Annotated in this window: 5 protein-coding genes; all 5 read left to right on the forward strand. The window is 39.5% G+C overall.

What is annotated here, in order from left to right; genetic code table 11:
• Positions 1-2,799 (forward strand): hypothetical protein (locus A6733_RS08935; RefSeq protein ID WP_176696776.1); only part of this gene is annotated, 2,799 nt, incomplete at its 5' end.
• A 1,153-nt stretch (positions 2,800-3,952) separates the two neighbouring features.
• Entirely contained in the window at positions 3,953-7,912 is a 3,960-nt protein-coding gene (locus A6733_RS05200; RefSeq protein WP_092460577.1) for a hypothetical protein, read from the forward strand.
• Positions 7,913-7,969: 57 nt separating this feature from the next.
• The gene (locus A6733_RS05205; protein WP_092411393.1) at positions 7,970-8,158 is read left to right on the forward strand and encodes a hypothetical protein; all 189 of its coding nucleotides are present in this window, start codon (positions 7,970-7,972) and stop codon (positions 8,156-8,158) included.
• On the forward strand, positions 8,122-8,421 hold the full coding sequence (locus A6733_RS05210) for a hypothetical protein (protein ID WP_141663462.1): 300 nt from the start codon (positions 8,122-8,124) through the stop codon (positions 8,419-8,421). Before A6733_RS05205 ends, A6733_RS05210 begins: the two co-directional genes overlap by 37 nt.
• Positions 8,422-9,318: 897 nt before the next feature.
• Positions 9,319-13,497, forward strand: a 4,179-nt coding sequence (locus A6733_RS05215) for a hypothetical protein (RefSeq protein ID WP_141663463.1), incomplete at its 3' end; no start/stop codon positions are given.

A 13,497-nucleotide genomic window follows, 5' to 3' on the forward strand; every position in this document is an offset into this window, starting at 1 on the left:
TTATTGCTGCTAAAGGGGGATTGTGATCAATCTTCTTCTAGATTTGTTAAATTGCTTCTTTATAAAGATCAACCTGGTAGTGTGTCTGCAACTAGTGCTGTCTCTACAGTTGTAGCACCACCTGAAGATACGGAATCTTCTTTGCCTGTCACTGAAACTGCTTCAACTACTGTTGCTACTACTACAGACAATGGGGTGGTGCATACTAGTAGTAAAATCAAAGCTCTTACCCTGAAATATGGTACTTCTATTGCTATTTCTTCTTCAGCTTTTGCTATTAATTCGGATGTTTTGGATTCACTGGGTGTTATGTTATCTCCTAGGAGTGTTCGATTGATTGAAGATCTCTTTTTTAATGTGGATGCATTTGCTAGACGTACCTACAAGAGTATGGTACTCAAACAGCTACCATCAGATGTGAGTGGCAAACTTACTGTTACTGGAAAGGCTATTTGGTACTTGACCTATAAGGTGATGTGTGAAGATAGTTTTGTATTCAAGTGCCTTGGTAAATATCATTATAAGCACCGCCCCAATTTTATACGAGCTCTTCCTATAATTCAAGTATTGCCTAATTCTCCTGACCATAGTGTAGTGCCATTAGCTGGAGATAGGTTGTTAGATTTTTTATTGAAACTAGATGGTGCTATTAGTAGCAAGGTTAAGTCTATTTTTAACTCTTGTTGGAGTGAAGTTCCTGTTTTTATAGAAGAGGGGGGGTTGAATGCTGTTAGTTGTAAAGATCTTATCGATGTTCTAAACACTGCTGGCATTCCCCAATTGGCATTATCGGCGATGGTATCAGCAACCGTCGCAGAACGTAAAAGAAATAAAAGTATTGGTAAATGTACGACATCAGTAATTAGTGTTACAGGCCTTACGCATCCTTTGCCTTCCAGTTCTCAATCATTATCACTTCAGTCTAACCCTGAGTTGTCACCTCGTACCCATTCTCAACCTGAGTCACAATTAAGTTCTTCTTTGCCGTTAATGGAGGAGGCTCCTGGTACATCTTCTGAAGTAGATTCTGATGATGGATCTTCTTCTAGTAAATGTGTTGATTTGCTGGGAGTTAGGTTACATCCTGATAGTGCTAAATTAGTTATTCGGCTTCTTTGTGACATTGATAGATCTTTCAGGATGTCCTTCAAGTGTTCGATGCGAGATTACATCTTAGAGGCTTTGGATAATGAACTTTCAGTGGTTGAGAAGGCTATCTGGTGCAAAACCTATAGGGAACAGCATTTATATAGATTTATGCATAGATCCATTTGCATATATCATGCTAAGTATCGTCCTAAATTTATACGTGCTCTTGACGGTTTTCGAGTATTATCAAGTTCCTCTGATCATGGGTTAGTTCCGTTAATTGGAGGTGAGTTACTAAGTTTTTTATCAGAACTAGATTGCGCTGCTCATAAGAAGATGGAGTGTATATTTGATTCGTTATGGAGTGAAATAACGGATACAGTTTTTGCCGAACTAGAAGATGGATCATTGGGTGATGTTAGTTGTGAAGATTTTATTAGAGTCCTCGATGTTGCTGGTATTCCTGTAGTAGCATTTTCAATTTATCAAGTACGCAGTAGAAGAAATGCTCAAGTACGTCTGAAAGGACGTGCGGAAAGACGTGCGATAAGTAAGAAAAAGGCATTGGAGAGTAGTAGTAAACTCGTGAAGGGTAAGGGGGCAGTGATTGATACTACTAATCTTACTCATTCTTCAGTTGTCTCTCTTTCGCAACTTCAGTCTCAGCCTGAATCTTCTTCGACTCTTGTTACTGAGTCTGTTGCTATCCCAACTGTTTCTGATCAATCTGGTAGTGTATCTGCAGCTGATACTATTTCTATTTCTGTAGTATTACCTGGTGCTGAATCTCCTTCTGTTACTGAGTCTGTTGCTATGCCGAATCTCTCTGGCGATTCTTTTTTGATCATTAGTGAGGATGTTTTAGTCTCGCTCGCGGAAGGTGCTACTTCTGATTTGGTAGTTGGAGGTGAATTATCTGTTGAACCTTCATCTTCTTTTGAACCTTCATCTTCTTTTTCACCTTTGCCTGCACCTGCATCTGATCTGGTAGTAGCCTCTGATATTCCTCCCCCTTTGTCACCATCAGCTAAAGAGTTGGTCGCAGCTGATGTTGTTTCTGCGTCTATGGGGGCAGAGGATGATTCACTTTCTCCTACCTCCTCACCTTCGATTGAACCTTCATCTTCATCTTCATCTTTATCTTCATCTCCATCTTCGTCAGGATTGGATGCAGATATTTCCTTTTCCTCTTCCTATCCAGAGTCACCTGTATCGGCTGGAGAAGTTGAGTTAACTGCGGAAGGTGTTCTTTCTGCGTCGTTGGGAGCTTCAGTAGGTGAATCAACTCCTGTGTCCTCATCTGAGCAGTCAGTAGTTTCAATCCCTGTATCTTCTTCTGTTTCTGTCAGTAAATCTTCCACGGCAGCTAGTAGTAGTTCTTCTAGGTACCCTCATGGACCTAAGAAAGCATTTATTATGCAATTAGTTAATGGGCCGTTTGAGGTGCCTATGAGTAGTGGTACCTCTGCTGGACCTTCCTCTTCTACACCTGTGGATATTGGTAATGTTCCGCTAGTGGCTGCTGTTACCGATACTACTGCTGATGATGTGGGATCGAGATTGGCGGCATTGCTGAATCGAGGGCTGCCACCTTCACCACCACCTGCCGGTGAATCTAGTGGGTCTAGAGGTGGTAGAGGAGGGTTATCTTCTTCACGTCACGGTGGTGTTCAGAGATCGAGAGGACGTAAAAGGAAAAGGAATAGTTAATTGCTAAGAATTGGTCTTACTTTCTTATTATTAGCATCACATAATTTTATGGATTTGTTGTGTGCAGGGGTTTATTTTTTTTATGTTTGGTTCGGTCAGTTTTTTATATGTTCCGTGATAAAATAGGGCCGCTTGTTTTTTTGGTGCTAGTGTTTAACATCAGTAGTTCAGTAGTTCAGTAGTTCAGTAGTTCAGTAGTTCAGTAGTTCAGTAGTTCAGTAGTTCAGTAGTTCAGTAGTTCAGTAGTTCAGTAGTTCAGTAGTTCAGTAGTTCAGTAGTTCAGTAGTTATGGAGATTTGTAAATTTTTTTTATTTACGTAATTTATACTAATTTAATGAAGCAATCATTCCATAGCAAAATTGTATGACAGGAGATACATCAGGCGTTTGAGTCGCATGTGATGCGCGATTGTTAAGTTTGTATGGTTTTTGTACCAAATATAATGGTACTGTATTATGCGTAACGTGGGTTGATGTTTGTCTTTTTTTGTCTTTATTGAATTGATGGAATTTAGGTTTTGAGTTTGTAGGCAATGTTTTAAAACACTCATATGGGTGCGGGTTTTGTGTGCAGTGTATTGTTCTACGTAAGTTGTAGTGCATGTAGGTGCCGTGTTTGTATCATGTTAGTTGATGGTTAATTGCCGTGTATTATTCTGTTTATACTTATTTGTATTGCTTGGGTTTGTTTTGCTATTTTTAACGTAGAACATTTGTTGATGTTTGCTAGCAATAGTGTTGTTACGTGCATTTTGCTGGTGTGCTTCTTTTTCAGTTAAATAGTGGCCACGCTGTGTCTGCATGTTAATTAATGTATATTTATGCAATTAATTGATATTTATTGTATGTAAATGTTCATTTTTAAGCTATATGCAAGCCGCGCATTGCGGGTGAGTGGCTGCGTATGTGGGAGTTCGTGTGCATTGATTGAGGTACAATAACTTGGGGCACAAGAGTGATGATGTACGACTTTGTCTCTGGTTATGTTCCTATTGGTGGTGCTGAGTGCATTTAGTCGTTGACTGTACTTACTTCTTTTTTTCTGTAGCGTTGTTGTGTGAGTCGATACTAAAAATAATATAGATGACAAATAATAAATATATAGAGAGCTTGTTATGTATCCTGTGTCATCTGTATATATAGAGAGCTTGTTATGTATCCTGTATCGTCTGTAACCAGTAGTGTCGCTGCTTCTGTTGGTGCCCCAGATAGTGGGGATGATGGTGGCACAAATGGAGTAATTGTACGGGGTGGTGATTTGCGGCAAGTTGAGGTTACTACTTTACCTGCTACTGTAGGTAAGGGGGTGAGTACTAGTGGTAAAGCTCAAAAATTAGCCGCTTATTTGGATATTTTCAGTTCATTGGGAGTTGTATTATCTTCTGATAGCGCTCAAGTAGTTGAAGGTATCTTTCTTAAAGCTGATGCATTTGCTAGGCTTGCTTATAAGCGTATGGTAGCCAAGCAGCTCCCAGCTAGTGTTAGTGAGAAACTTACTATTACTGGACGAGCTGTCTGGTACTTTACCTATAGGGCAATGTGTGAAAATAATTTTGTGTCCAGATGTATTGGTGAATACTACTATAAGCACCGCCCTGATTTTATACGTTCTCTTCCTAGCATTCAAGTATTGTCTAGTTCTCCTGACCGTAGTTTAATTCCATTAACTGGAGATAGGCTATCAGATTTTTTATCGAGATTGGATTGTGCTATCCATAGTAGAGTGAAGTCTGTTTTTAACTCTTGTTGGAGTGAAGTTTCTGTTAATCTTGAAGAAGAGTCCTTGAATGCCATTAGTTGTAAAGATTTTACCGATGTCCTGGACATTGCCGGTATTCCTCCATTGGCATTATCTGCGATGATAGCAGCTGGTGCAGGATTTGAAATAAATGGAGGCACGGGTAAATGTACAGCATCAGAATTTATTCAGTTTTCTTCTGTTGGAGATCCTGATGGTGAATCTTCTTATGATCCGACAGGAGTAAAAAGACGCAAGGATGGTGGTAGTGTTCCTGTTCCTACTTGTTCTGAGAAGGTTACTGTTCGTGCTCCCGTTTGGATGCCACCTTCTTCTGAGCCTACTTGTGCTGAGAAAGTTATTGTTCGTGCTCCTATTTGGATGCCACCTTCCTATGAGACTGATGTTGTAACTTCTTCTACAATTACCTCACCCTCTGCTCGTGTTTCACTATCTGTTAAGAGTGTTTATTTGCTGGGTATTAAGTTAAATCCTGATAGTGCTAAATTAATTAATAATATTTTTAATAAGTCTCGTAAGTTTGTCAAACGGTCTTTCTCACAATCGATATTTAGTTACATTTTAACGATACTTAATAGTGAACTTCCGGTGATTGGGAAAGCTATTTGGTTCAAAACCTATAAGGAACTGCATCTATCTAAATTTATGTGTAGGTTTATCTGTATGTATCATTATAAGCATCATCCTAGTCTTATACGTGCTCTTGATAGTATTAGAGTATTGTCAAGTTCCTCTGATAGTAGACTAGTGCCGTTGAGTGGAGTTGAGTTGCTAGATTTTTTATCGAAGCTAGATTGTGCTATTCGTAAGGAAGTAGAGTCTGTATTTGACCTGAAATGGAATGAAGTAGCTGATAAAGTTTTTTCTGAACTAGAAGGTGGATTATTGGGCAATGTTAGTTGTGGAGATTTTATTAATGTTCTAGATGTTGTTGGTGTTCCTGTAGTAGCATTTCCAACTTCTCAAAGATATGGATACATAAGACCTGTGGTAAGTAAAAGAAAGAGGTTGGGAAGTGGTAGTGAATGTGCGGTTGATGCTACAAAGTCAAGATCTTTGTCACTGCCAGAGGGGGTGTGTGACCAATCTTCCTCTAAAACTAAAACTGCTTCAACTACTCTTGCTATTACTACAGGTAAGGGGGTGGCGCGTACTGTTAGTAAAAGTAAAGGCAAAGTTCCTGCCCTGAAATGTGGCACTTATTATATTGATTCGGATGTTTTGAATTCACTGGGTGTTATACTATCTCCTAAGGTTGTTCGAGTGATTGAATGTCTCTTTTTTAAGATGGATGCTTTTGCTAGACGTACTTACAAGAGTATGGTTGCTAAGCAACTACCATCAGATGTGAGTAGCAAACTTACTGTGACTGGACGAGCCATTTGGTACTTGACCTATAAAGTGATGTGTGAAGGTAGTTTTGTATTCAAGTGCCTTGGTAAATATCATTATAAGCACCGCCCTAGTTTTATACGCGTTCTTCCTAGCATTCAAGTATTGTCTGATTCTCCTGACTATGGTGCAGCGCCATTAGCTGGAGATGGGTTGTTAGATTTTTTATCAGTACTAGATGGTGCTATTAGTAGCAAGGTTAAATCTATTTTTAACTCTTGTTGGAGTGAAGTTTCTGTTTCTCTAGAAGAGGGGGGCTTGAGCGCCGTTAGTTGCAAAGATCTTATCGATGTTCTAGACACTGCCGGTATTCCTCATTTGGCACTATCGGCAGTGATAGCAACCAATGTAAGACGTGAAAGAAGTAAAGATACTAATAAATGTACGACATCAGAAATTAGTGTCATTCCTCCATTGGTATTGGAGGCAATGATAGCAGCTAGCGCAGAACGTGAAAGAAATAAAGGAATTGATAAATGTACGACATCAGAAATTAATATTACCGGACTTAAGCATTTTCTGCCTTCCAGTTCTCAATCATTATCACTTCAGTCTAACCCTGGGTTGTCACCTCGTGCCCACTCTCAATCTAAGTCACAATTAGGGTCTTCTTTGCCATTAATGGAGGCTGCTGGTACATCTCCTGAATTAATCCTACCTTCTTCTGTTGTAGATTATGATGATGGATCTTCTTCTAATAAATGTGTTGATTTGCTAGGTGTTAAGTTACATCCTGATAGTGCTAAATTAGTTCTTCAGCTCCTTCATGACATTGATAAATCTTTCAGAATTTCTTTCTTGCATTCTATACGAGGCTACATCTTAGAGACTTTGGGTAGTGAACTTTCGGCGGTTGAGAAAGCTATCTGGTGCAGAACCTATAGGGAACAGCATCTATATAGATTTATGCATAGGTCCATTTGTATATATCATTCCAAGTATCGTCCTAGCTTTATACGTGCCCTTGATGGTGTTCGAGTATTATCAAGTTCCCCTGATTGCAGGTTAGTGCCATTAATTGGAGGTGAGTTACTAAGTTTTTTATCAGAACTAGATTGCACCGTTCATAAGACTGTGGAGTATATATTTGATTCGTTATGGAATAAAATAACTGATAAAGTTTTTGCCGAACTAGAAGATGGATCATTGAGTGATGTTAGTTGTGGGGATTTTATTAGAGTCCTCGATGTTGCTGGTATTCCTGTAGTGGCATTTTCAATTTATCAAGTACATAACAACAAAAATGCTCGAAGACGTGCGAAAAGACTTGCGATAAGTGAGAGTAAGACATCAGAGAGTAGTAGTAAACGCGTGAAGGGTAAGGGATCAGTGATTGATACTACCGATCTTACTCATTCTTCGGTTGCCTCTTTTTCACAACTTCAGCCTGAATTAACTTTACAGCTCCAGATTCAACCTGAATTTTCTTTGACTCTTGTTACTGAGTCTGTTGCTATGCCAACTGTTTCTGATCCAACTGTTTCTGATCAATCTGCTAGTGCATCTGTGACTGATACTATCTCTATTTCTGTAGTATTACCTGATGCTGAGTCTCCTTCTGTTACTGAGTCTGTTGCTATGCAAACTCTCCCTAGCGATTCTTTTTTGATCATTAGTGGGGATGTTTTAGTCTCGGTCGCGGAAGGTGCTGCTTCTGATTTGGTAGTTGAAGGTGAATTATCTGTTGAACCTTCATCTTCTTTTTCACCTTTGCCTGCACCTGCATCTGATCTGGTAGTAGCCTCTGATGTTCTTCCCCCTTTGTCACCATCAGCTAAAGGGTTGTTCGCAGCTGATGTTGTTTCTGCATCGATGGGGGCAGAGGATGATTCACTTTCTCCTCCCTCCTCACCTTCGATTGAACCTTCATCTTCATCTTCATCTTTATCTTCATCTCCATCTTCATCAGGATTGGATGCAGATATTTCCTTTTCTTCTTCCTCTCCAGGATCACCTGCATAGGCTGGAGAAGTTGAATTAACTGCGGAAGGTGTTCTTCTGCGTCCGTTGGGAGCTTCAGTGGGTGAATCGACTCCTGTGTCCTCATCTGAGCAGCCAATAGTTCCAATCCCTGTATCTTCTTCTTTTTCTGCTGCTATTGGGGAATCTTCCATGACAGCTAGTAGTAGTTCTTCTAGTTATGTTCGCGTATATAAGAAAGAGCATTTATTATGCAATTGGTTAATGAGCCTTTTGAGGTACCCATGAGTAGTGTTATCTCTGCTGGACCTTCCTCTTCTACACCCGTGGATATTGGTAATGTTCCGCTAGTGGCTGTTGTTACCGATACTACTGCTGAGGAGGATGTGGGAGCGAGATTGGCAGCATTGTTGAATCGAGTCCTGCCACCTTCACCACCACCTGCTGGTGAATCTAGTGGGACTACGAGAGGTGGCAGAGGAGGGTTATCTTCTTCACGTCGCGGTGGTGCTCAGAGATTGAGAGGACGTAGAAGGAAAAGGAATAGTTAATTGCTAAGAATTGGTCTTACTTTCTTATTATTAGCATCACGTAATTTTATGAGTTTGCTGTGAGCAGGGGTTTATTTTTTGTTATGTTTGGTTCGGTTAGTTTTTTTATATTTCCCATGATTAAATAGGAGTAGCTTGTTTTTTTGTAGTTAGTGCTTCATGGTGTGTTTAACATTGGTTGACCAGTAGTTAGTAAGATTTGTGAAATAATAAATTTCACGTTATTTGCTAAGCTCATGATTTTTCATTTGTGAATTTTTTTATTTACGTAATTTATACTAATTTGGTGAAGCAATCATTCATAACATAATTGTGTACTAGGAGATACATTAAGCGTTTGCTTTGCATGCGGTGCGTGATTGTTAAGTTTGTATGGCTTTTGTACCAAATATAATGGTACTTAATGGTACTTAATGGTACTTAATGGTACTGTATGGTACGTAACGTGGGTTGATATTTGTCTTTTTTTGTTTTTTATTGAATTGATAGAATTTAGGTTTTGAGTTTGTAAGCAATGTTTTAAAACACTCATGCGAGTGCGGGTGTGTGTAGTGGATTGTTCTACGTAAGTTGTATTGCATGTAAGTACCGTATTTGTATCATGTTAGTTGATGTTTAACTGCAGTATATTATTCTGTTTATGTTTATTTGTATTGCTTGAATTTGTTTTGCTATTTTTAACGTAGAACATTTGTTGATGTTTGCTAGCAATAGTGTTGTTATGTGCATTCTGCTGGTGTGCTTCTGTTCAATTTTCAGTTAAATAATGGTCACGCTATGTCTGCATGTTAATACATATTTATACATTGTATGTAACTGTTTTTCTGTAGAGTTGGTGTGTAAGTCGATACTAAAAATAATATAGATGACAAATAACAAATATAAAGAGAGTTTGTTATGTATCCTGTATCATCTGTGACCAGTAGTGACGCTGCTTTTGTTGGTGCCCCAGATAGTGGGGATGATGATGAAACCAATGGAGGAGTTGTACAGGGTGGTGATTTGCGGCAATTTGAGGTTACTACTTTATCTGCTGCTGTAGGTAAGGGGGGGAGTACTAGTGGTGAAGCTCAAAAATTAGCCGCTGATTTGGATGTTTTCAGTTCGCTGGGTGTTGTATTATCTTCTGAGAGCGCTCGAGTAGTCGAAGATATCTTTCTTAAAGCTGATGCATTCGCTAGGCTTACTTATAAGCGTATGGTACCCAAGCAGCTCCCAGCGAGTGTTAGTGAGAAACTTACTACGACTGGTCGAGCTGTCTGGTACTTTACCTATAGGGCAATGTGTGAAAGTAGTTTTGTGTCCAGATGTATTGGTGAGTACCACTATAAGCACCGCCCTGGTTTTATACGCGCTCTTCCTAGCATTCAAGTATTGTCTAGTTCTCCTGACCGTAGTTTAATTCCATTAAATGGAGATAGGTTATCAGATTTTTTATCGAGATTGGATTGCGCTATCCATAGTAGGGTAAAGTCTGTTTTTAACTCTTGTTGGAGTGAAGTTTCTGTTAATCTTGAAGAAGAGTCCTTGAATGCCATTAGTTGTAAAGATTTTACCGATGTCCTAGACATTGCCGGTATTCCTCCATTGGCATTATCTGCGATGATATCAGCCAACGCAGGGCGTGAAATAAATAAAGGCACGGGTAAATGTACAGCATCAGAATCTATTCAGTTTTCTTCTGTTGGAGATCATGATGGTGAATCTTCTTCTGATACGACAGCAGTAAAAAGACGCAAGGATGATGGTAGTTTTCCTGTTCCTACTTGTGCTGAGAAAGTTGTTGTTCGTGCTCCTGTTTGGATGTTACCTTCTTCTGAGCCTACTTGTGCTGAGAAAGTTTTTGTTCGTGCTCCTGTTTGGATGTCACCTTCTTCTGAGCCTACTTGTGCTGAGAAAGTTGTTGTTCGTGCTCCTGTTTGGGCGCCACCTTCTTCTGAGCCTACTTATTCTGAGAAAGTTGTTGTTCGTGCTCCTGTTTGGATGCCACCTTCTTCTACAATTTCTCCCCCCTCTGATCGTGTTTCACTATCTGTTCAGTGTGTTTATTTGCTGGGTATTGAGTTACATCCTGATAGTGCTAAATTAATTGATAAAATTTTTAATAAAGCCCGTAAGTTTGTCAAACAGTCTTTCTTGCAATCGATATTTAGTTACATTTTAACGATATTTAATAGTGAACTTCCGTTTATTGGGAAGGCTATTTGGTTCAAAACCTATAAGGAACTGCATCTATCTAAATTTATGTGTAAGTTCATTTGTATGTATCACTATAGGCATCATCCCAATCTTATACGTGCTCTTGATAGTATTTTAGTGTTGTCAAGTTCCTCTGACAGTAGACCAGTGCCGTTGAGTGGAGCTGAGTTGCTAGATTTTTTATCGAAGCTAGATTGTGCTATTCGTAAGGAAGTGGAGTCTATATTTGACTTGGAATGGAATGAAGTAGCTGATAAAGTTTTTGCTGAACTAGAAGATGGATCATTGGGCGATGTTAGTTGTGGAAATTTTATTAATGTTCTAGATGTTGTTGGTGTTCCTGTAGTAGCGTTTTCGACTTCTCAAAGATACGGATACATAAGACCTATGGTAAGTAAAAGAAAGGGGTTGGGAAGTGGTAGTGAATGTGCAGTTGATGGTACAAAGTCAGGATCTTTGTTACTGCTAGAGGGGGATTGTGATCAATCTTCTTCTAGATTTGTTAGATTGCTTTTTTATAGAGATCAATTTAGTAGTGTGTCTGCGACTAGTACTGTTTCTACAGTTGTAACACCACCTGAAGGTACGGGATCTTCTCTGCTTGTTACTAAAACTGCTTCAACTACTGTTACTATTACTACAGGCAAGGGGGTGGTGCATACTAGTAGTAAAGGTAAAGTTCCTGCCCTGAAATGTGGCACTTATATTGATTCTGACGTTTTGAATTCACTTGGTGTCATACTATCTCCTGAGAGTGTTCTAGTAATTGAAGATCTATTTTTTAAGATGGATGAATTTGCTATACTTACTTACAAGAGTATGGTAGCCAAACAACTACCATCAGATGTGAGTGGCAAACTTACTGTTACTGGAAAGGCTATTTGGTACTTGACCTATAAGGTGATGTGTGAAGATAGTTTTTTATTCAAGTGCCTTGGTAAATATCATTATAAGCATCGACCTAGTTTTATACGCGCTCTTCCTAGCATTCAAGTATTGCCTGATTCTCCTGACCATAGTGTAGTGCCATTAGCTGGAGATAGGTTGTTATATTTTTTATCGAAACTAGATTGTGCTATTCGTAGTAAGGTGAAGTCTATTTTTAACTCTTGTTGGAGTGAAGTTTCTGTTTCTCTAGAAGAGGGGGGCTTGAGCGCTGTTAGTTGCAAAGATCTTATAGATGTTCTAGACACTGCCGGCATTCCTCAATTGGCACTATCGGCAGTGGCAGCAACCAAGTCAAGACGTGAAAGAAGTAAAGGCACTTATAAATGTACGACATCAGAAATTAATGCCATTCCTCCATTGGTATTGGAGGCAATGATAGCAGCTAGCGCAGAACGTGAAAGAAATAAAGGCACTGATAAACGTACGACGTCAGAAATTAATGTTACAGGACTTAAGCATTCTCTGCCTTCCAGTTCTCAATCATTATCACTTCAGTCTAACTCTGGGTTGTCACCTCGTGCCCATTCTCAATCTGAGTCACAATTAGGTCCTTCTTTGCCATTGGGGGAGGCTTCGGGCACATCTTCTGAATTAATCCTGTCTTCTTCTGTTGACGGATCTTCTTCTAATCAATATGTTGACTTGCTGGGTGTTAAGTTACATTCTGATAGTGCTAAATTAGTTCTTCAGCTTCTTTGTGACATTGATAAATCTTTCAGAATGTCCTTCTCATGTTCGATGCGAGATTACATCCTAGAGACTTTGGATAGTGAACTTTCGGTGGTTGAGAAAGCTATCTGGTGCAAAACCTATAGGGAACAGCATTTACATAGATTTATGCATAGGTCCATTTGTATATATCATTCTAGGTATCGTCCTAGCTTTATACGTGCTCTTGATGGTGTTCGAGTATTATCAAGTTCCTCTGATTGTGGGTTAGTGCCATTAAGTGGATGTGAGTTGCTAGGTTTTTTATCAGAACTAGATTGCACCGTTCATAAGACGGTAGAGTATGTATTTGATTCATCATGGAATAAAATAACTGATACAATTTTTGCCGAACTAGAAGATGGATCATTGAGTGATGTTAGTTGTGGGGATTTTATTAGAGTCCTCGATGTTGCTGGTATTCCTGTAGCAGCATTTTCAATTTATCAAGTACACAGTAGAAGAAATGCTCAAGTACCTGCGAAAAGACGTGAGATAAGTGAGAGTAAAACATCAGAGAGTAGTAGTAAACGCGTGAAGGGTAAGGTGGCAGTGATTGATACTGCCGATCTTACTCATTCTTCAGCTGCCTCTCTTTCACAACTTCAGTCTCAGCCTGAATTAACTTTACAGCTCCAGATTCAACCTGAATCTTCCTTGACTCTTGTTACTGAGTCTGTTGCTATGCCAACTATTTCTGATCAATCTGGTAGTGTATCTGTGACTGATACTATCTCTATTTCTGTAGTATTACCTGGTGCTGAATCTCCTTCTGTTACTGAGTCTGTTGATATGCCAACTCTCTCTGGCGATTCTTTTTTGATCATTAGTGAGGATGTTTTAGTCTCGGTCGCGGAAGGTGCTGCTTCTGATTTGGTAGTTGAAGGTGAATTATCTGTTGAACCTTCATCTTCTTTTTTACCTTTGCCTGCACCTGCATCTGATCTGGTAGTAGCCTCTGATATTCCTCCCCCTTTGTCACCATCAGCTAAAGGGTTGGTCGCAGCTGATGTTGTTTCTCCTTCTATGGGGGCAGAGGATGATTCACTTTCTCCTCCCTCTTCACCTTCGATTGAACCTTCATCTTTATCTTCATCTTTATCTTCATCTCCATCTTCGGCGGGATTGGATGGAGATATTTCCTTTTCCTCTTCCTGTCCAGATTCACCTGTATCGACTGGAGAAGTTGAATTAACTGCGGAAGGTGTTCTTTCTGCGTCC

The sequence above is a fragment of the Candidatus Ichthyocystis sparus genome (assembly GCF_900078745.1).
Taxonomy (GTDB): Bacteria; Pseudomonadota; Gammaproteobacteria; order Burkholderiales; family 2013Ark19i; genus Ichthyocystis; species Ichthyocystis sparus.

What these genes read in the sequence shown, in the direction of transcription:
- A6733_RS05210 (WP_141663462.1), top strand. Translation starts at nt 8,122, where the DNA reads ATGCAATTGGTTAATGAGCCTTTTGAGGTACCCATGAGTAGTGTTATC.
- A6733_RS05200 (WP_092460577.1), top strand. Translation starts at nt 3,953, where the DNA reads ATGTATCCTGTATCGTCTGTAACCAGTAGTGTCGCTGCTTCTGTTGGT.